Annotated in this window: 19 protein-coding genes; 13 read left to right on the top strand and 6 right to left on the bottom strand. The window is 54.3% G+C overall.

The genetic code is table 11. The features are described 5' to 3' along the window. Positions 1-407: 407 nt before the first annotated feature. The 5 genes from IGQ15_RS00980 to nagA are packed head-to-tail and all read left to right on the top strand — an operon-like array spanning position 408 to position 4,942. A complete protein-coding gene (locus IGQ15_RS00980; RefSeq protein WP_297047767.1) occupies positions 408-614 on the top strand; it encodes a DUF2839 domain-containing protein in 207 nt (68 codons plus the stop codon). A gap of 7 nt (positions 615-621) precedes the next feature. Then, a complete protein-coding gene (locus IGQ15_RS00975; protein ID WP_297047766.1) occupies positions 622-1,869 on the top strand; it encodes a D-alanyl-D-alanine carboxypeptidase in 1,248 nt (415 codons plus the stop codon). 3 nt (positions 1,870-1,872) lie between these two features. Then, positions 1,873-3,504: a DUF87 domain-containing protein gene (locus IGQ15_RS00970; protein ID WP_297047764.1), complete on the top strand. Its 1,632-nt coding sequence runs from the start codon at positions 1,873-1,875 to the stop codon at positions 3,502-3,504. Between the two features lie 50 nt (positions 3,505-3,554). Next, positions 3,555-3,782, top strand: a complete 228-nt coding sequence (locus IGQ15_RS00965) for a ferredoxin family protein (RefSeq protein WP_297047763.1) — start codon at positions 3,555-3,557, stop codon at positions 3,780-3,782. Further along, positions 3,779-4,942 carry an N-acetylglucosamine-6-phosphate deacetylase gene (gene nagA / locus IGQ15_RS00960; protein WP_297047762.1) on the top strand — a complete coding sequence of 388 codons (1,164 nt, stop codon included), beginning with the start codon at positions 3,779-3,781 and terminating at the stop codon, positions 4,940-4,942. The genes IGQ15_RS00965 and nagA overlap by 4 nt, the downstream gene beginning before the upstream one ends. Here the strand turns inward: nagA and IGQ15_RS00955 are convergent. Continuing rightward, positions 4,901-5,170, bottom strand: coding sequence for a CD225/dispanin family protein (locus IGQ15_RS00955; RefSeq protein WP_297047760.1), 270 nt, complete (start codon positions 5,168-5,170; stop codon positions 4,901-4,903). The two genes, nagA and IGQ15_RS00955, sit on opposite strands and share 42 nt — an antisense overlap. Before the next feature lie 226 nt (positions 5,171-5,396). Between IGQ15_RS00955 and IGQ15_RS00950 the strand changes: the two genes are divergently transcribed. Both IGQ15_RS00950 and IGQ15_RS00945 read left to right on the top strand, forming a co-directional pair. Beyond that, positions 5,397-6,263, top strand: a complete 867-nt coding sequence (locus IGQ15_RS00950; protein ID WP_297047771.1) for a tetratricopeptide repeat protein — start codon at positions 5,397-5,399, stop codon at positions 6,261-6,263. Between the two features lies 1 nt (position 6,264). Further along, positions 6,265-6,804: a GNAT family N-acetyltransferase gene (locus IGQ15_RS00945; RefSeq protein ID WP_297047759.1), complete on the top strand. Its 540-nt coding sequence runs from the start codon at positions 6,265-6,267 to the stop codon at positions 6,802-6,804. Here IGQ15_RS00945 and recA read toward each other — a convergent pair. Together recA and IGQ15_RS00935 are read right to left on the bottom strand one after the other, a co-directional pair. Continuing rightward, entirely contained in the window at positions 6,771-7,829 is a 1,059-nt protein-coding gene (recA, locus tag IGQ15_RS00940; protein ID WP_297047757.1) for a recombinase RecA, read from the bottom strand. The two genes, IGQ15_RS00945 and recA, sit on opposite strands and share 34 nt — an antisense overlap. 78 nt (positions 7,830-7,907) lie before the next feature. Beyond that, positions 7,908-8,675, bottom strand: coding sequence for a hypothetical protein (locus IGQ15_RS00935; protein ID WP_297047755.1), 768 nt, complete (start codon positions 8,673-8,675; stop codon positions 7,908-7,910). A gap of 122 nt (positions 8,676-8,797) precedes the next feature. On the opposite strand from IGQ15_RS00935, the gene IGQ15_RS00930 reads away from it, so the two are divergent. Together IGQ15_RS00930 and IGQ15_RS00925 are read left to right on the top strand one after the other, a co-directional pair. Continuing rightward, on the top strand, positions 8,798-9,166 hold the full coding sequence (locus IGQ15_RS00930; protein ID WP_297047753.1) for a thioredoxin domain-containing protein: 369 nt from the start codon (positions 8,798-8,800) through the stop codon (positions 9,164-9,166). Positions 9,167-9,180: 14 nt separating this feature from the next. After that, positions 9,181-10,338, top strand: coding sequence for a DUF58 domain-containing protein (locus tag IGQ15_RS00925; protein WP_297047752.1), 1,158 nt, complete (start codon positions 9,181-9,183; stop codon positions 10,336-10,338). Here the strand turns inward: IGQ15_RS00925 and IGQ15_RS00920 are convergent. Further along, positions 10,335-13,025, bottom strand: a complete 2,691-nt coding sequence (locus IGQ15_RS00920) for a CHAT domain-containing tetratricopeptide repeat protein (RefSeq protein ID WP_297047751.1) — start codon at positions 13,023-13,025, stop codon at positions 10,335-10,337. The two genes, IGQ15_RS00925 and IGQ15_RS00920, sit on opposite strands and share 4 nt — an antisense overlap. Before the next feature lie 397 nt (positions 13,026-13,422). Here IGQ15_RS00920 and IGQ15_RS00915 point away from each other — a divergent pair, with 397 nt between their 5' ends. Both IGQ15_RS00915 and IGQ15_RS00910 read left to right on the top strand, forming a co-directional pair. Then, the gene (locus IGQ15_RS00915) at positions 13,423-13,683 is read left to right on the top strand and encodes a hypothetical protein (RefSeq protein ID WP_297047749.1); all 261 of its coding nucleotides are present in this window, start codon (positions 13,423-13,425) and stop codon (positions 13,681-13,683) included. Between the two features lie 164 nt (positions 13,684-13,847). Continuing rightward, positions 13,848-14,063, top strand: coding sequence for a hypothetical protein (locus IGQ15_RS00910; RefSeq protein WP_297047747.1), 216 nt, complete (start codon positions 13,848-13,850; stop codon positions 14,061-14,063). On the opposite strand, the gene IGQ15_RS00905 is transcribed toward IGQ15_RS00910, so the two are convergent. Beyond that, on the bottom strand, positions 14,060-15,517 hold the full coding sequence (locus tag IGQ15_RS00905) for a DUF58 domain-containing protein (RefSeq protein ID WP_297047745.1): 1,458 nt from the start codon (positions 15,515-15,517) through the stop codon (positions 14,060-14,062). The two genes, IGQ15_RS00910 and IGQ15_RS00905, sit on opposite strands and share 4 nt — an antisense overlap. Then, on the bottom strand, positions 15,514-16,455 hold the full coding sequence (locus IGQ15_RS00900; RefSeq protein WP_297047743.1) for a MoxR family ATPase: 942 nt from the start codon (positions 16,453-16,455) through the stop codon (positions 15,514-15,516). Before IGQ15_RS00900 ends, IGQ15_RS00905 begins: the two co-directional genes overlap by 4 nt. 130 nt (positions 16,456-16,585) lie before the next feature. Between IGQ15_RS00900 and IGQ15_RS00895 the strand changes: the two genes are divergently transcribed. Together IGQ15_RS00895 and IGQ15_RS00890 are read left to right on the top strand one after the other, a co-directional pair. Beyond that, positions 16,586-17,317 carry a hypothetical protein gene (locus IGQ15_RS00895; RefSeq protein WP_297047740.1) on the top strand — a complete coding sequence of 244 codons (732 nt, stop codon included), beginning with the start codon at positions 16,586-16,588 and terminating at the stop codon, positions 17,315-17,317. A gap of 128 nt (positions 17,318-17,445) precedes the next feature. After that, positions 17,446-19,974, top strand: coding sequence for a glycogen/starch/alpha-glucan phosphorylase (locus tag IGQ15_RS00890; RefSeq protein WP_297047738.1), 2,529 nt, complete (start codon positions 17,446-17,448; stop codon positions 19,972-19,974). Positions 19,975-19,992: the final 18 nt, after the last annotated feature.

The following is a 19,992-nucleotide window of genomic DNA, read 5'->3' as shown; positions in this document are numbered from 1 at the left end:
TGCAGATCCTGAAACCGTGGATCCATGAGATCCAGCACTGCTCCTGAACAGCCCCAACACCATCGCTGGGATTAAAGCCACTCGGAACCGCATTGTTGGTTCATCAATATCAGAAGTGTTGAATCCTGCAAAAAAACTTAACATTCTAAGCCACGCGTAGCTCTGGCGGCCCATTAAAGCTCCAGTGCACTATTGAACACCGCCGACTCAGTTTTAGCGGCACATGTCGTAACTGATCCAACCGCTGCCTCCCAAAGGATTCCGGTACATCCTCTAAGGAGAGTGCAGCTAGGGCATTGCAAAAGCTGCCGGAGTTGGCTGTGGTGTGCTCAATTGTTGAGTCCTAGGGGGTCGATCGCTCTCCAAAAACGTCTAGGATAAGGACTGTAACCGTTCAAGCAGCAACTATGGGTGAGGCAAAACGGCGCAAAGAGACCCTCGGTGATGCCTACGGTCAAAAGAAGGGGGGCTGGTTCAAGAAGGAGCAACTGCTGCTGATTCAACAGTGGGTGACCCGCGGCACCTGGGTGGGTATCGGCCTGCTGGTGGTCATTTGGCTCACGGTTCGTTTTATTGGTCCCAGTCTAGGATGGTGGCAATTGACGGCCAATTAGGACGGAGATGTTAGAGCTTTTGGCAACGCTGGCATGGTACTGGGGGCAACCGCGCATGGAGAAACTCCAGTTCCTGCTTTTTCCCCCAGAAGTGGCATTACAGCAGTATCGCGATCGCTACCTGCAAACACTGGCTGAAGAAGGCTTCTCCCCCAGTCAACAGGGGATTTGGGTCCAAAGTGCCCAACAGTTACTCGTGAATCACCAGGGCGATCGCCCCCTTTCCGCTGCCTCGGTCACTAAAATCGCTACGAGCCTCGCTGTTCTGGATAAATACCCCTTTGACTATCAGTTCCTGACTCGCATCGGCACCACAGGCACGCTACAAAATGGTGTCCTCAGGGGGGATTTGGTCTTGATTGGCGGCAATGATCCCCTCTTTGTCTGGGAGGAGGCGATCGCCATCGGTAATGCCCTCAATCGCTTGGGAATTCGTCAAGTGCAGGGGAATTTAGTCATCGTTCCCCCTTTTGTAATGAACTTTTACCCTGAACCCCAGACCGCCGCAGAGCTATTCAAACTCGCCCTAGATCACCGCCGTTGGACGCCCGAAATTCAAACGGCCTATGAACAGTACCTCAAGGGGCAACCCCGCCCCCAACTCAGTATGACGGGTGAAACACGCTTCCAAAGCACGATCCCTGCTAGTGTCACCCTTCGCCTCGAGCATCGCTCACTTCCCTTGAGGGAAATTGTGCGGCAAATGAATATCTACAGCAACAATGAGATTGCGGAAACGCTAGCAAAACTGGCAGGGGGTGCTGCAACCGTGGCTCAAGTGGCCGCCCGTAAAGCCAATGTGCCCCCCAGTGAAATTCAACTGATCAACGGCTCGGGTCTGGGGGAGGAGAATCGAATTTCTCCCCGGGCGGCTTGTGGGATGCTTTTGGCGCTTCAGGAGATGCTCGCCCAGAAAAACCACAGTCTGGCGGATGTGCTACCTATGGCGGGGCGCGATCGCGGTACGTTAGAGTATCGTCAATTGCCTGCGGCAACGCTAGTGAAAACTGGGTCTCTGTGGAATGTCAGTGCGTTGGTCGGCGTCTTACCCACAGCGAAATATGGCACCGTCTGCTTTGCGCTCCTCAATCGCGGTGGCAACCCAGAAGGGTTTCGGCAAAGCCAGGATCGCTATGTGCAGCACCTCAGTCAAACGCTACAACCGACTCAAAAACCGGGGGCAGAATTCCACAGCCAAGCTGCTTCTCCTCGCCTGGGGGATCCGCAGCGGATTCAACTTCTGACGGCTCAATAGGCAATGACGGCTCAACAACTGGGAATTGTTGTCCAAGGTTCCCTCAGTCAAGGCCTTGAAGTGCGGCTCAGTGGTAACGTCTCCGTTGAGGAACTGCGGGTTGGTCAATTTTTGGTGGTGCAAGGCCAGCGATCGCGCTTCTTTTGTCTGCTGACGGATGTTGTGCTGGGTACGGCTAATCCCCGCATTCTCCTCAATCCCCCGGCTCTTGAGGATACCTTTTTACAGGAGGTACTGGCGGGTACGGGCACGTTTGCGACGCTGAGTGTGGCACCAATGTTGATGATCCTCAACGATGAGCAGGATTTACTGCCCGTAAAAACCATCCCTGCCCATTTCAGTCCTGTCTATGAGGCCAGTGAACGGGAGTTTCGCGCCGTATTTGGCTGGGAAGACGATCCGCAGCGGCGCAATTTTGCCATTGGTACTCCCTTGGATATGCAGGTGCCCATTTGCTTGGATTTGGATCGCTTTGTCGAGCGGAGCAATGGCATATTTGGCAAATCGGGTACTGGCAAGTCCTTTTTGACGCGGCTGTTGCTGTCAGGGATTATCCGCAAACAGGCGGCGGTGAACCTGATTTTTGATATGCACTCAGAATATGGCTGGGAGGCGACCCGCGAAGGCAAGCAACTGAGTACCGTTAAGGGATTGCGGCAACTGTTTCCCCGCCAAGTAAAGATCTATACCCTTGACCCTGAATCCACCCAACGGCGAGGGGTGCGCGATGCCCAAGAACTCTACATTGGCTTTGATCAAATTGAGGTGGAGGACTTGGCTTTGGTGCAGGCGGAACTGAACCTCTCGGAGGCCAGCCTTGAAAATGCAATTATTCTGCGAAATGAGTTTGGCAAGGGCTGGATTAGTCGCCTCTTGGTGATGACGAATCAGGAGATTCAGGAGTTTTGCGAAACGAAGATGGGCAGCAAAGCCTCGATCATGGCGCTGCAACGCAAACTGACACGGCTAGAACAACTGAAGTATCTACGCAACACCTGTACCAAGAACTACATTGGCCAGATTTTGGACACCCTTGCGGCGGGTCAACATGTCGTGATTGAGTTTGGCTCCCAAGCGAATCTGCTCTCCTACATGCTGGCGACGAATATTATTGCCCGCCGCATTCACCAAGCTTATGTGCAGCAGTCAGAGGTATTTCTGCAAACGAAAAATCCCAGCGATCGCCCGCGTCAACTGGTAATCACAATTGAAGAGGCTCACCGCTTCTTGGATCCAGCGACGGTGAAGCAGACGATCTTTGGCACAATCGCCCGCGAAATGCGCAAGTACTTTGTCACGCTCCTTGTTGTTGATCAACGGCCTTCGGGCATTGATAGCGAGATCATGTCGCAAATTGGCACCCGCATCACAGCGCTCCTCAACGATGAAAAGGACATCGAGGCCATTTTCACTGGGGTGGCGGGTTCGCAGCAGTTGCGATCAGTATTGGCCAAGCTGGATTCCAAACAACAGGCGCTTGTGCTGGGACATGCGGTGCCGATGCCTGTGGTGATCCAAACCCGCAGCTATGACGAAACCTTCTATGCCGAGATTGGCGATCGCGATTGGGAGGAACTACCTACACCAATGTTACTGGAGGCGGCTCAAGCGGCAAAGTCAGATCTGGGAATCTAGCCTAGAGCTTTAGAATTGATCCTGAATCAACTCTCAGTGAGGACAACACTGTGGCCCACACCATTGTCACGAATACCTGCGAAGGGGTTGCCGATTGCGTTGAGGCGTGTCCCGTGGCCTGTATTCATCCGGGGCCGGGCAAAAATGCCAAGGGCACCGATTGGTTTTGGATTGATTTTGCCACCTGTATTGACTGTGGCATTTGTTTGCAAGTGTGTCCTGTAGAAGGGGCAATCATCCCTGAAGAACGGCCTGATCTGCAAGCAACGCCGGCATGATCACTGAGCAATGGCTCGATCGCGTGCGGCTTTTGGGGAGCGATCGCTGGCAACAAGTACAACTCACGAATGGCAAAGTGACGGCGATCGGCACTGATCTGATTCCCCCCGATTGCTCTGAGGTGCTGGACTTCGGCGGCGATTATCTCTCCCTTGGGGGCGTCGATCTGCAAATTAACGGTGCATTGGGTATTCCCTTTCCTTGGTTAAAAACAACCGAACCACTGCCAAAAATTGGCCGCTATCTTTGGCAAGAGGGGATTGATGCCTACGCCCCGACGATTGTGACCGCTCCCCTCGCTGAAATTCACACTGCCTTGAGGGTGATCCACGAATACGCACCCAATGGAGAAGAACCTGAAGCCAAGATTTTGGGTGTGCATTTGGAGGGGCCTTTCCTCAATCCTCAGAAGCGCGGTGCCCATCCCCAGTCTCATCTTCAGCCCTTGAACCTAGAAAGGGTGCAAACGGTTCTAGGGGAGTTCAGTAACACCGTTCAGATTCTCACCCTTGCTCCGGAATTAGATGCCAGTGGTGAAGTCCTGCCCTATGTGCGGCGGTTGGGGATCACCGTGAGTTTAGGTCACTCTTTGGCCACAGTGGCAGAAGCGCAGGCGGCTTTTGATGCCGGTGCCACAATGATCACCCATGCCTTTAATGCCATGCCCCCTCTGCATCATCGCGAGCCCGGGTTGTTGGCGGCGGCCTTGACAGATCAGCGGGTCTGGTGCGGTGTGATTGGCGATGGGGTTCATGTGCATCCACAAATGCTGAAGGTGTTGTGGCAGTGTGCGGGCGATCGCCTGTTTTTGGTCAGTGATGCCTTGGCACCCCTTGGCTTGGGGGATGGCATCTACCCATGGGATCAACGGCACATTGCAGTGAAAAATGGCACTGCTCGCCTTGAGGATGGAACCCTCTGTGGCACCACGGTTCCCCTCTTAGCAATGGTGGGGCGCTTGGTGGATTGGGGCGTGTGTGATTTTGAGGCGGCTCTTGCCTTGGCAACACTGAACCCTCGCCGTGCCGTTGGCTTGACGACGGCGTTACTTGGGCAACCGGTGAGTCATCTCCTGCGCTGGCGATCGCCCCACCACTACGAGCGATTGGTCAATGATCTACATGCCACCTTGATCGGCAACGATCGCAAGAATCATTAGGATGGCATAAATCGCTGAGCCAAGAAATCCCAAGATAAAAGCAATCAATGTGAATAGCTTTGCTTTATTTGAGGCATCCAATGCCCCAGCGCGATCGCCTGCCGCTAACCTTGAATTGACTTGGGAAGCAAAAATAATAGCGACAATACCAAAAGGTAAACAGCAGCAAATCGTGGACAGAATTGCTGGAACCATATAATTGGGAATATTTTCATTTGAAGGGTTCATTATTAAATTTCCTTAAAAATGGGGTTTGAATAGGGTTTAGAAAAGTGACAGCAATTGATGAGCTATCTTTGAACAAGCATAGGCTAGCCTATTTTCTCTCTAAAGGCAATCATCTCCCTTCCACTTTTGCCAAAAGCCGCCCTCAGTCACCGCAAACGTCGGTAGGGTATGGCAAACTAAAGAGGAATTCCCTTAGCTTGCAACACGGAAACAGATCGTGCCTAAAATGCTTGCCCGTTTAACCCTGAGTCTGGGTCTTGTTCTCCTGAGTGGCAGTCTGGCAACGGCACAAGTGGTGTTACCACGCACCCTTGAACTCAATGCCAAGGAGATGGAGCAAAATGGCTTTATCGTGGCGCAAGAAGCTCTGCAACTGGCGCAGTTCCAGCAATTTCAAGATGCTTTGGTGCGGGCAAAACTGGCAGTGCAGTTGGCACCCCAAGCCCACGAAATTTGGGCATTGCTGGGGGGACTCTACCTTACCGTCAATCAACCCAAGGATGCAGTGCCAGCCCTAGAACAGTCTTTGAAACTCAATGATAAAAATCCGGCGGCTTATTTCAACTTAGGCTCTGCCCATTTTCGCCTAGGGCACTATGGAGCCTCAGTGCGGGCGATCGAGCAGGGATTGGCACTCAAACCCGACGCCACAGAGGAATGGTTCAACCTTGGCAATGCCTATCTCAAATTGGGACAACAGGATCGGGCGATCGAGCAATACCGCCGCTCATTGCGCTTGGATCGACGGTTTTGGCCGGCCTATACCAACATTGGCCTCGTGCTCTATGAACAAGGCAATATCCGTCAAGCCGCCAAGAACTGGGAAGAGGCGGCAGCCATTGACCCCAAGGCAAGTGAACCGAAACTGGCTCTAGCAACCGCCCTGCTGCAATTAGGGAATGAAGCAAGAGCACTCCAACTGGCCGAGGAAGCCCTGCGCCTCGATAGCCGCTATGGCACTGTGGAGTTTCAACGGGAAAATCTCTGGGGCGATCGCCTAGTGGCCGATACACAAACCCTATTGGCCAAGCCCCCCCTGCGGGCACTGATGAGCCAGCTCCAGCCTGAGCAATCTGCCCTTCCTCAGCCCTAAGATGATTGAGATTCGTGCGGCAGAGATCATCGACCTGCCCAGTGTGGCTCAACTCGTGGCACTGAGTTTTCATCCCGGTGGCGGTTGGCAAGCCCTTTGGCGCAGTTTTGTCCAGCTGGGGATTGAGCAGGATTTGCGCGATCGCTGGCAGCGCGAGCGGCCCTACTACCACTGTTGGCTAGCCGTCCTATCCACAGGTCGATCTGCTCTATGTGTGGGGAGTGTGGAAGTGCAGCTCCGCGAGATCAAGGGTGCACCAAAACCTTATCTGTCCAATTTGGCTGTACATCCCGACTACCGGCGGCGCGGCATTGGTCGTCGCTTGCTGCACACCGTAGAGGGCAGCCTTTGCGCCACCTATTACGATCTCTATCTTCACGTCCTTGCTCGCAATCAAGCGGCGCAACAGTTATATGCCCGCTGTGGCTTTGAAGTCCTTGAGGAAGGCTTCACATTTTGGGGAGAGCGGAAATTGCTCCTACGGAAGTCCCTCGCGGGCGATCGCCCCTATTCCCCGTCACCCATTTCCTCGTGGGTATGAGTCACCGTATTGGCAGAGACGGCTACCCCTTGATCTAGCTTTTGCCGCACCTGCTGTTCAATCTCTTGGGCAAAGGCAGGGTTCTCCTCCATATATTTAATTGTGTTGTCGCGGCCTTGGGCAAGATTTTCGCCGTTGTAGGAATACCAAGCCCCTTTGCGGGTAATCACACCAGTTTCCTCGGCCATATCGAGAATGCAGCCAAGATTGGAAATGCCCTTACCAAAAATAATGTCAAACTCAGCAATGCGAAAGGGCGGTGCCACCTTGTTTTTGGCCACCTTGACTTTGGCGCGAATGCCAAATTCTTCCGTTCCCTTCTTCAGGGTTTGTACCCGCCGAATATCTAGGCGCACTGAGGCATAGAACTTGAGGGCGTTTCCCCCTGTCGTCGTTTCTGGGTTACCGTAGGTGACGCCAATTTTCTGCCGCAATTGGTTCAGGAAAATCAGGGTGCAGCCTGTTTTACCGATATTGCCGGTAATTTTGCGCAGGGCTTGGCTCATGAGGCGGGCTTGCAATCCCACATGGCTATCCCCCATGTCTCCCTCAATTTCGGCGCGGGGCACCAATGCGGCAACGGAGTCCACCACCACAATATCGACGGCTGTCGAGCGCACCAGTTGATCAACAATTTCTAGACCCGCTTCCCCGGTGTCTGGCTGGGAAACCAGTAGGTTTTCAATGTCCACGCCGAGGGCAGCCGCATAGGTGGGATCAAGGGCATGTTCAGCATCGACAAAGGCAGCTACCCCACCCGCTTTTTGGACTTCGGCCACGGCATGGAGGGCCAAGGTGGTTTTCCCCGAACTTTCAGGGCCATAAATTTCAATGATCCGCCCCTTCGGCAGTCCACCACCCAAAGCAAGGTCAAGGGTGAGTGCGCCACTAGAAATGGTCTCCACCTTCATGCGGGTGGCATCCCCAAGGCGCATAATGCTGCCCTTACCAAAATTGCGTTCGATTTGGGAGACGGCAAGCTCAAGGGCTTTGCGCTTTTCGGGGGAAAGGGTGGTGTCACTCATAGAAAGGAAAGCTGAAGAAGTTGGCACTTTTCTAGGTTAGCGGATTGGCGAAACTGATGGCTGAGCTGCGAGGGTGAGTTAGATCAGCTTGCGACGGACAACGATGGCATTGTCACCCACCACTGGATCGCGGACAAGCAAGCGACCCTCGGTATCCACCACCATGATGGTCTGATACCCCAAGTCATGGGCGGTTTGCCACAGGTTCTGGGCTAGTTGATCCTGGGTTGTAGGACTGAGATCATACCAACTGTCGGCCAGCATCAGTTCCAATCGCTGTTCGCTGGGGGTGAGGGTCAGGGTGGGATCAAGGGCATTGCTGTAGCGATCGCAAAGGGCCAGCAATTGCTGGCGGACGGTGAGGCTGTCACTGACGAAGGTGGAAGGCGCGATCGCCCCTGGTGACGGAGGGGGTGTCGGTGTCGGCTGTGGTATTGGGGTGGGTGCTGGGCGGGGTTGCACAAGGACACTGGGTTGGGGACGCTGGGTTGCTTTTACCGTTGGTTGAGGGGGAGATTGAAACCAAGTAAGGGGATTTAACCAGAGCAAAATGAGAAGTAAAGTGATCGCGATCGCCGTCAATGTGGCGCGGTTATAACGCTCCTGTAGATGGTTTGGCAGCCGTTGCTGCACCCAGCCCATTCCCTGCCACCATAGGGCTGCCCCTCGACTGACCCATGAACGTTCCGGATTCAACTGCTCTGGGGCGATCGCCCGTTGTGTGGCCACCCCCTTGAGTTGCTCTGTGGCCTTGCTGAGCAGTTCACTGATCCCCTGAAGGATGGCGATCGCTTCTCGTAACAGTAGGGGGAAAAGTTTTTGCCAAAGGGTGGGCTTGGGGGTCATTTGGGAGCGCCAATCGATCGTATGAGCTATTTTTGATCCTACGGCATCACATCGCCGCAAATCGCTGCTGCAAAACCGCCGCTGACTGCTACCATGATCCCAAGACAAAATGAGATAACAACGTGAAGGGCATTCAGCAGTTTAATATTGAAGGATTCCAGCGGCAAATTCGCAGTGCTCCCGTGCCTGTGATCGTGCATTTTTGGGCCCCTTGGTGTGGCCTGTGCCGCCTGATTGATCCCCTGCTGGATCAACTGGAGCAGTCGCTGCCCCAACGGTTGCAAATTCTCAGGATCAATGCTGATGAAAACTTTGCCCTCAGTCGTCACTTCCAACTGACGAGTCTGCCAACCCTTCTTTTTTTCGATCGCGGTGAATTGGTGCAGCGGTTTGATCCTGCCCTTGTCAAGGGGGACTTTCGTCAAGCCTTGCAGCAACTGCTGGCCCACTCCTTTCCTAGCCTATTGCCCGCTGAGTCCCACCGCTCCTAAGACCCGAATTTGCGATGACCAAGCTGCGTCGCCTCAGTCAGTTTTTAGAGGAACGCTGGGTGACCCCCGCCTATGGGGGACTGCTGCTATTGGGCATGAATCTGTTTCTTTTTGCAGCAGCCATTAATTCGATGGCGGGTTGGCTGTACGTGATTACAGGGATCATTTTTAGTCTCCTTTTGGTGGCCGCGATTCTACCGCCGCGCTATTTGCGGGGATTGGTGCTGGAGCGAGCCAAAGTGGATCCAGTTCATGCGGGCGATCGCCTCCGCCTGACCGTCTTGCTCAGCAATGCCACTCAAACGCCTCACCACAATTTGCAAGTGATTGATCCCGTTCCCCGTGGCCTCTGGTCAGCCACCCAGCGCGAATGTCCCCAACAGGCGATTGAGCGGCTGCCACCACAGGAAACAATCACTTGGCAGTACGATCTCATCCCACCGCGTCGGGGGATTTATGAGTGGCAACACCTGCGGCTGCGCACCGCCGCCCCCTTGGGACTCTTTTGGTGTCAGCGCGCATTTCCCGTGCCGCAACAGGTAGTGGTTTATCCCCAAGTTTTGCAATTGCAACAGTGTCCTTTGCTGGATCAACTGGGGCAAGAGATTTCCCAAGAGTGGCGCGATCGCCAACATCATCTTCACGTCGCCCAAGAGGGCATCACCCGTGCCTTACGTCCCTACCGTTGGGGAGACCCTTTGCGTTTGGTGCATTGGCGCACCAGTGCCCGTTATGGAGAACTGCGGGTACGCGAGTTTGACACCTTTAGCGGTGGTAATGCCGTGACTGTTGCCCTAGATACCCATTCCCACTGGAGCGGTGAAGACTTTGAGCAGGCGGTGATTGCGGCGGCTAGCCTCTACCTTTACAGTTTGCAACAGCAAATTCCTGTCCAGTTTTGGAGTCCCGCCACGGGGATGCTCCACGGTCAGCCAACGGTACTGCGAGCACTGGCGGCGATCGCTCCGTGCGACACCTATGCTAAGTATCCCCTTGATTCCCTTGTTTGGCTCACCAGTCAATGGCCTAGCCCTGAACCTTTGCCCCCCGGTAGTATCACTGTGCTCTGGGGAGAGCCCCCCTCGCGGCGGCAAGGAGCCATTCTTTGGATTGATCGCGATCGCCCCCTCGGCATCCAATTACAAACCCCTATCAGCTACCCCCTGTCTTAGGGCAGCGGGCGCCACTCGCCACTGCTAACAAAAGCAGCCCAAAAATAGGGAGTGTGCTTACTGGGGTCATTCATTAACTGCAACTGCGCTTGCCGTAGGGCTTCACTGCGTCCCTTACCAGCCGCCAGATTTTGGTAAAAGGCAACCATGAGTTGTTGGGTTGTGGTGTCATCCACCTTCCAGAGGGAACTCACTTGGGTACGTGCCCCCGCCAAGGTAAAGGCTCGCCGCAACCCATAGACACCCTCACCATTGAGAATATCACCGCGTCCCGTATCACAGGCGGACATCACCACCAACTCGGTGCCATCGAGGTTGATGCCGGTGACTTCAAAAGCCGTTAACACGCCATCATCCACCCCACTCTGCCGTTGATTGAAACCGGCCAACGCAAGGCCAGAGCGCAAGAGGGGATTTTCACCACCAAAGGGGACATAGGCATTAAGACCACGGGTATTTTGCAGGACTTGGGGAGAGACGGGCGGACTCTCCAAGAAAAATCCATGGGTAGCCAAGTGGAGCACCCGGGGGCGGCGGGTTTCTTTGATCGCGGTTTCGGTGGCATCCCTGCCCGTGAGCACTTGGGCTTGGGGCAACAGCGTACTCAGGGTTTTCACCTCAGTGGCCGTCCCTGGCAATTCTGTAAATGTCAGGCTGCGCAAATCCAGCGATCGCGGGTTGATCCCCCGCTGACCACCGGCCACGGCACGACCACTCCCTTGACTAAACGTGGGATTACCCACCACCAAGGGTGGATTTGGCGGTTTGCCCCGCTGTTGTAGCCGCAGCAAGTCGCGTCCTGAGGTCAACAGTGTGATTGTATAAGACTGCACCAGATAGCGATCCTGCCGATCCACCAAGGCCTCAAAGGGCAGGGTATTCAACTGGCCATCGGGAGCCACTAGCAGATGGGTACTGCCCGTTAGGAAGGGTTCGAGAGGAGCCAAGAGACGCTCATAGGCCGCCTTCAAAGAGGGCTTCGTTACGGTAGCGGGCAATCTTGGATCCGCTATCCGCTGGCGTGCTGCCTTAATGACCGTATCGAGATCAGCGACGGTACCCAAGTCTCGCCATTGGGGGGGACCACTATTCTTCAGGGCATAGAGGGCGTAACGGGGAGCTTCCCAGCGGTTGGTTTTCGGGTTGTAGGGCACATACTCAATAAATTCCAGCAGCACGGCATTCGCGGGAATCGCTTGCTGCACCGCACTGAGGGTGACGGGGGTGACTTCCAAACGGAAATTGGCATTTTGGTTCACCAGTTGCGCTTCTAGTTGGTTGGCACGCTGTTCTAGTTGGCTAATTTGGCTGGCCGGCGGTGGGCGATCGCGCACAAAGGTGAGGCTGGCAATCTGTGTTCGCACACGCATTAATTCATCCAGTTGCTGCTGCCCCGAGGCATCCAGTTGATTGCGTAGGCGGCTGGCCGTTGCCGCTAAAACATCCAACAACCGACCTTTACGGCGCAAAATGGTGGTTAAGGCTAGGTTGGCCACTGCTGGATTCTGGGGATTCCCCTGCAAATGGAAGGAAATAGCGGTGTTGGTGGAGTCTTGAAACGTGGCCAGATAGTTGCGTTTATATTCCTCGGAGCCAACCACGAGGTTACGGCTGAGGTTGACCTCTTCAATGTCAAGGGCACGGTTGAGAGCCGTTAAGGCCTCATTGATCGTCCCCTGCCCCCAGTAGGCTTTTGCTAAATTGGCAAGACTCAGTGCCAAATAGGGATGCTCGCCACCGAGGGTACGCTGCCGCAGGGCAATACTGCGTTGATAGAGGGGAAGCGCCGCCCCGTAATTCCCCTGCACCCGGTAGAGTTCAGCCAAGTTGTTGAGGCTAGTGGCAACATCGGGGTGATCTGTCCCCAGCACCTTTTCACGGATCGCCAAACTGCGTTGGTAAAGGGGAAGCGCCGCGCCATAATTGCCCTGAGCACGATAGAGTTCAGCAAGGTTATTCAATACCGTTGCCACTAAGGGATGTTCCGCCCCTAAGGCGGGTTCGAGCAGGCCAAGACTGCGCTGGTAGAGGGGCAAGGCTGTGGTTAGGCTGCCCTGCAAATGGTACATCACTGCCAAGTTGTGCACACTCAAGCCCACATCGGGATGGGTCTTGCCAAGGGCTTGTTCACGGATGGCAAAGGCGCGCTGATAGAGGGGCAGCGCCTCGCCGTAGTTGCCTTGATCGCTGTAGAGGTTGGCGAGGTTATTGAGGCTGGTGGCAACATCGGGATGATTTGCGCCAAGGGCTTTTTCACGGATGGCTAAGCTGCGCTGGTAGAGGGGAATCGCCTCACTAAAGTTACCCAGTTCCTTGTAGGTGACAGCAAGATTATTCAAGGTTGCGGCAAGGGTGGGGTGATTGGGGCCTAGAACCCGCTCGGCGATCGCCACTAATTCCCGTGAGGGGGCCACTGCTGCGCCATAATTCCCCTGTTTTTGCAACTGCTCAATCTGATTTGTGAGGGCAATGACATTATTACTATCGCCGCCAAAAGAGGTTTTGCGAATCACGTCTAGTTCACTGACGGCAGCACTATAGCGCTGTTGCAGGGCATCCAACCGCTGCATAATATCGCGCAACTGTTGGGCTTCATTTTGTGCGAGTCCCCGCTGGTCAAGTCCTGTGGTTGTGGCGATCGCCAACAGAATCGCAAAACAACACCAATGGCTCAACAACTGTTTCATAGGGCACCTGCCGCTGTTGCTACTTCCATCCTAGATAGTGACGCTTGAAATGCGTTCTGGTGTAACAACAAATTACAGTTATCCCGCAATTCATGGCGGTTGCTTATAATAGGAAGTGTTACGGTTGTTAACAATTTCCAAAAATCTCTCAGCTTGATGCGGTCTCAGCACAATCAATCACAGCCCTCAGCCCGTTTCTCAAACTTCCTAAACGTTAGGATATGGTCTTCAGCAGGGGGATACGAAGGGCTTTGTACAGTATTGATTCCAAGTTCAATTCTTGTGCACAAGCTTGTCAATACCGACTCATTTAAGTCTGTTCCATACCTATGAAACAGACTGTATTTAAGCTGTATTGAAGATTATTTTCTGCGTCAACCTATCTGAGAACACTGTTATGGAAAGTGATGGTTATTTATCAGAGATTTTTAGCCTGCTGCGGCAGTTGTTGCCTTTGCTGATTAGTCTTTTGGATGATGCCTTTGCTGTTGTCCTCACGCGCCTCGGTTGCCATCTTCCTTGGCTGGAGAAGATCATGCCTTTTGTCCTCAGTGGAGTGACGCTCTATGTGATTATTCATGGTGGTAAGGTGATCTACGCGTTTTGCCAGCAGAAATGGGAATCCCCCCAATCCCCGAATGTATCCCCGTTGCAATAGTGTTAGGAAATCCCCACAAATCCCCCTGCATTTTGGTAGTTATTTTTACAATCGCGGGCGATCGCCGTTAAGATCAAGTTAAGGCCTATGACCAGTTGAATGTGAGTGTGGGAAGCGCACGGAAGCCTGTGTTGCCGTAAACAACGGTGGATTGGAGGCAACCTATGGAACTGCAACGTTTAGTCCCCCCAGCCATTGAGCAAGAATTTATTCGACGTCAGGTGGTGAGTCAACTCCTGCAAGCGCGTTTGCGGGCAACTTGTGGGCTGACACAGACCTCGACACCCCTTCCCCTGGGGACGCCACCGGGCGATCGCCCGCCCCTATGGCCATTGCAGGAACCAAGGAATACCAGTGTGATCGAGGCTAGCCAGCCCTAAAGTCGGCCACGGGCTTTCAGCAGCAAATAGCGATCCACCAGTTGCTCACTCATTTGATCCGCAGGAGCGTCGAGGACAAGAACCCCCTGTTGCTCCAAACGGGCAAAGGCACGTTGTCGCTGATGGAGCAGATCGAGGGCGACAGCCTGTTCATAGAGGCTGGTCACTTGATCCACGGCAGCCAAGGGCTGTGGCATCAACGGGCGGTGGGCAAGGGTTTCAATCTGGCGATCGCGCAAAGCGACACAGAAGGGTAGAAAACGCGGCGTGAGGCGAGCCATGGCGGCGAGGAGTTCTTGGGAAGCCACCTCATCAATCACCTCTGTCAGAACCACCACAAGGGCACGGCGGGTATAGTGTCCCAAAATCGCGCTGACGGTGCCCACATAGTCGGATTCTTCGAGAATGGGTTCACAGCGATACACCTGACTAAGAATCTGCCCCAGATGGGAATCCCCACTTTGAGGCGCAATCCACGTGTGCAGTTGCTGATCAAAAATCCCCAAGCCCACCTTATCCCCCCGTCGCAAGCCCGTCAGAGCCAGTGCCAATGCCGCGTTTAAGCCCCAGTCAAAGCGTTTCAAACCTGCCACCGTAGCGGTCATCAAGCGGCCTCGATCCAGCAGAATGATCAAGGGTTGATCCCGTTCTGGCTCCATGGCGCGCACAAGAGGCCGGCCGCGGCGGGCACTCGCTTTCCAGTCCATGAGGCGCAGATCATCCCCCAAATGGTACTCTCGCAATTCGGCAAATTCGGTGCCCCCCAAGGCATAGCGTCGCCGCCGCAAGCTGCCACTGGATTCTAAACTGAGGCGAATTGAGAGCGATCGCAACCCAATCAAATCGGGATAAACTTCCACTGCAGTCACAACGGGTGCAAACCAGCGTCGCCACGCCAAGCCCCAAGAACTGCGCAGCCGCACATCACAGCCTGACCATTGAAAGGCACCCCGTCGCGGTGGGAATACATGGTACAGCAATTCCAACGTACTCTGGGCTGAGGCGGTAAAGGCAAAGTAGGGGGTTTCACCCGTAAACTCAGCAGGCACATCGTCGTAGAGTTCAATCCAAATCTGCGCATTCAAGGAAACCTCACCACGGGTGTGGAGCCTGAGGCGAATCGGGTTTTGCCGACCAATGGAGAGCCGTGACTCACAGGCGCGATCGAGGGTCAGTTGCCAGCGACCAATGCAGATGTAGTCCCACAGGGACAGGCCGAAAACAACCAGATTGTACAGCCCCATCAGGAGCAATCCCAGCCCCAGAGGCCAGTAGCGCAACCATTCCCGCAGATTCCCTTGGGGAACCGCCTCGGCGATCGGCCATAGCTCTGCTGGCAGCAAGCTGGTCAGCGCTGGCAAGAGAACCCCCAGCAGCAAGAGGCCATAGAAGCGAACCGTGGGCACCCAGCGGGGGCGATGGCGACCAAACTGATAACTAGCAGGTGCTTTCATCGGGGAACAGCAACTTTAGCGAGAATACCTTGGATCACTTGGGGCAGCGTAGTGCCGTCTAACTGGGCTTCGGGCTTGAGGATCAAACGGTGTTGCAGTAGCGGGGTGGCGATCGCCTTCACATCTTCAGGGGTAACATAGGGACGATCCTCTAACCACGCCTGTGCTTGGGTGGCGCGTAACCAGCCCACCGCCGCTCGTGGGGAAGCCCCCAACAGCAGTTCAGGATGTTGACGACTGGCCTGCACCAACGCCAAAAGATAATCCAGCACCGCAGGCTCCACATGGACTTGCCGCACTTGCTGCCGTGCTACCAAGACTTGCTCAACGGTAATCAAGGGCTCCAAATTGAGTTGATCGAGATCCCGTGCCTCAAAGCCCCCAAGGGCATTTTCAAGCATTTGCCGTTCTGAGGTTGGCTCTGGGTAGGGCACGACCAGCTTAAATAGGAAGCGATCCAGTTGGGCTTCTGGCAGCGGATACGTCCCTTCAAATTCCAAGGGGTTTTGAGTAGCCACTGTCCAAAATAGACCAGAGAGAGGGAGGGTGGTGCCGTCGAGGGTCACCTGCCGTTCTTCCATGGCTTCGAGGAGAGCTGCTTGCGTTTTGGGCGGTGTGCGGTTAATTTCATCCGCCAGCAGCACTTGGGTAAAAATCGGCCCCTTGCGCAAGCGAAATGTGCGGCTGTTGAAGTCAAAGATACTCGTACCGAGAATATCGGCGGGGAGGACATCGGGGGTGAGTTGGATACGGCGAAATTCCGCTGCAATCAGGCGAGCGAGGAGCTTTACAAGGAGGGTTTTGGCAGTTCCCGGCACCCCCTCGAGGATGACATGGCCTTCGGCGAGGAGGGCCACAATTAACCCCTGGGCGATCGCCCCTTGACCGACAACAATCTCATTGAGACGCTGCTGAACGCCACGAAAAAGCTCTTTCACACCTGTTTTGTCACTGCTAGACTCTCCCAATGCTAGCAGAGGTCTTTACAATCCCCCCTTGACTACAATCAATAAATTATCGTCTAGGAAAATTGGCTAAAATACAGATCGAGGGACTTTTGGCAAACCTGTGACGACAACGACTTCTCCAATTGCCACCGCTGCCCAACAAATCGTCCAGCACCCGCAGCACAACCGTCTTTTTAAGCTACTGTATGCCCTGCAGCAGAATCAGTGGCCGACCCAAGCACCGCCGTGGACCGTGAGTGAGGTGCAACAGGCCGTGATCCAAATCCTTGAGCGGCTGAAAAGCCCCACCCTCTTGGGACAACGCCTAACGACCATTGTCAATAGTCTCAACAAAGCACAGGCCTATCAGGTTCTCTCAGCGGCACTGCTGCAAATTTTGGTGCCCCTCTACACCCAATCCCCGACGGCCACACTGACCATCGAGGCGCCGACCCTCAGCACCGCCGATCTCTACGATTTGCGCTTGGAAGTCACCCGCTACTGTACGCCCCTGCATATGAAGCTCCTCGTGGCCGCGCTGTTGACCAACAAACCGGTGCATGCCCAAGGCCTAGAGCGGTTTACCCTCATCGATTTACTGCAACGGCTGACCCGTCGCTATGGGGATTTAGAGATCTTGCAGACGCAGATGTCCGCTGCTTTGGCGCGTTTGCCCGATGATCCTCTCTATGCCAGTGGCGGCGATCGCCTGATCAAACTTCTGATTACGCTCTATCAACGCTATCAACAAAGCCCAGCCCCAGAGGTGCCCCTTGGCACCACCCCACCCACCGTTGCCCCACCAGAGGCCGAGGAAGAACTGACCTGCCAACTGTTCCCCCACAGTCAATGAACGCTAGGGAAAGACTTGCCTGCTGGTAAAGAGATTCTGTACTTAGCGGGGGATTCTGGGCGATCGCGGTAGAACAGAAGGGAGGGGCTAACTACTAATCGCGTTAATTTTTTGCGAGGATTCCCACAATGACTAGTCTCATTCCGCCCGGTTGTCCCACAGTGCTCACGGAAGACGATCGCACCGGTACGAGTATTGAAACGCTGCGCCGCGCCTTTATGGATAATCTCTTTTTTATCCAAGGGCGATTCCCCGAAGTGGCGACGAAAAATGATTACTACTTGGCCTTGGCCTACACCGTGCGCGATCGCCTGCTGTTGCGCTGGTTGAATTCTGCCAAAACCTATCGAGAGCAAGAAAGCCGCACTGTTTGCTATTTCTCCGCCGAATTTTTGCTAGGGCCCCACCTCGGCAATAACCTGATTAACCTTGGACTCTATGAGGCTGTTGAAGAAGCCATACGGCAAACAGGCTTGAACCTCAAGGAACTCCTCGATCAGGAGGAAGAGCCGGGCTTGGGCAATGGTGGCTTGGGTCGCTTGGCCGCCTGCTACATGGATTCCCTCGCCACATTGGAAATCCCCGCCATTGGCTATGGCATTCGCTACGAGTACGGCATCTTTGACCAAGAGATTCGCGATGGCTGGCAAGTTGAGATTACGGATAAGTGGTTACGCTACGGCAACCCTTGGGAAATTCCGCGACCAGAGTTGATTTTGCAGGTGAAGTTTGGCGGCCATACCTACAGCTACACCGATGATCAGGGTCGCTATCGGGTCGTTTGGGAACCCCACCAAGTGATTCAAGGGGTAGCCTATGATACCCCAATCTTGGGCTACAAGGTGAATACCGCCAATCTTTTGCGCCTGTGGCGGGCAGAGGCGGTGGAGTCCTTTGACTTTCAAGCCTTTAACACGGGCGATTACTACGGTGCCGTCAACCAAAAAATTGCCTCAGAAAACATCACCAAAGTTCTCTATCCCAACGATGAGCAATTGCAGGGCAAAGAACTGCGGCTGATGCAGCAATATTTTTTCTGCTCCTGTGCTCTTCAGGACATGATCCGCCTTTACAAGCAGTCGGGGAATCAGGATCTCAGTCGCTTCCACGAGAAGTTCACGGTGCAGTTGAATGATACCCACCCGGCGATTTCGGTGGCAGAACTGATGCGCCTGTTGGTGGATGAGCATCTCATGCCTTGGGAGCAGGCGTGGGACATTACCTGCAAGACATTTGCCTACACCAACCACACCCTCTTGCCCGAGGCACTGGAAAAATGGCCGCTGCATCTCTTTGGCTCACTCCTACCCCGCCACTTGCAAATCATCTACGAAATTAACCAGCGCTTCCTCGATCAGGTGCGCCTGCAATATCCGGGGGATAACGATCGCCTGCGGCGGCTGTCGATTATTGATGAAAGTGGCTGTCGTTATGTGCGCATGGCACACTTGGCAGCGGTGGGGAGTCATGCCATCAATGGGGTGGCGGCGCTGCACTCAGAACTCTTGAAACAAACGGTGCTCAAGGATTTCTATGAACTGACGCCGGAGAAATTTTCCAATAAAACCAATGGCGTCACCCCTCGACGCTGGATCGTGCTCAGCAATCCCGGATTAACTCGTCTGATAAGCGAACGCATTGGCGAAGATTGGGTGAAGCACTTGGAGCAACTGCGACAATTAGAACCCTTGGCAGAGAATCGTGACTTTGCTGCCCAGTGGCGATCAGTGAAGCATGGAAACAAGGAACGTCTGGCGGAATACATTCGCAATCGCGTGGGAGTAACGGTGGATCCCCATTCCCTCTTCTCCATCTTGGTAAAGCGCATCCACGAATACAAACGGCAGCACCTGTGTGTCCTCAATATCATCACCCTCTATCAAATGTTGAAGGACAATCCGCAACTGGAGATGGTGCCCCAAACGTTTATTTTTGGCGGTAAGGCGGCGCCGGGCTACTACATGGCCAAGTTAATCATTAAGCTCATCAACTCGGTGGCGGATGTGATCAATCGTGATCCAGTGGTGCGCGATCGCCTGAAGGTGGTCTTTTTGCCCGACTACAACGTGACACTGGGGCAGCGCGTCTATCCTGCAGCAGATTTGTCCCAGCAAATTTCAACGGCGGGCTACGAGGCCTCAGGCACAGGGAATATGAAATTTGCCCTCAATGGGGCATTGACGATTGGCACCCTCGATGGTGCCAATGTGGAGATTCGCGAAGAGGTGGGGGCAGAAAACTTCTTCCTCTTTGGCCATACGGTGGAGCAATTGCAGGAATTGTGGCGCAACGGCTACCGTCCGTGGGAGTTTGCCAATAGTAACCCAATGCTGAAGCGGGTTCTTGACCTCATCGGCTCTGGTTACTTTTCCCATGGGGATACGGAACTCTTTCGCCCGATTGTGGAACACCTCTGGCAAAATGATCGCTATTGCCTCTTGGCAGACTACCAAAGCTACGTGGACTGCCATCAACAGGTGCTTCAGGTGTATCAAGATCAAGCCCAATGGTCAAAAATGTCGATCCTGAATGTGGCACGGATGGGCAAATTTTCTAGCGATCGCGCCATTCGCGAGTATTGCCAAGACATCTGGCACGTTGAACCGGTGAAAATTGTTCTACCGCAAACGTCCTATATGACGCCTGCTGTGCAGTAGGCTGGCCATCTCTGGCTC

Origin of the sequence: Thermosynechococcus sp. M98_K2018_005 (assembly GCF_015295825.1) — a bacterium.
Classification (GTDB): domain Bacteria; phylum Cyanobacteriota; class Cyanobacteriia; order Thermosynechococcales; family Thermosynechococcaceae; genus Thermosynechococcus.
This window is presented reverse-complemented; position numbering and strand designations above follow the sequence as displayed.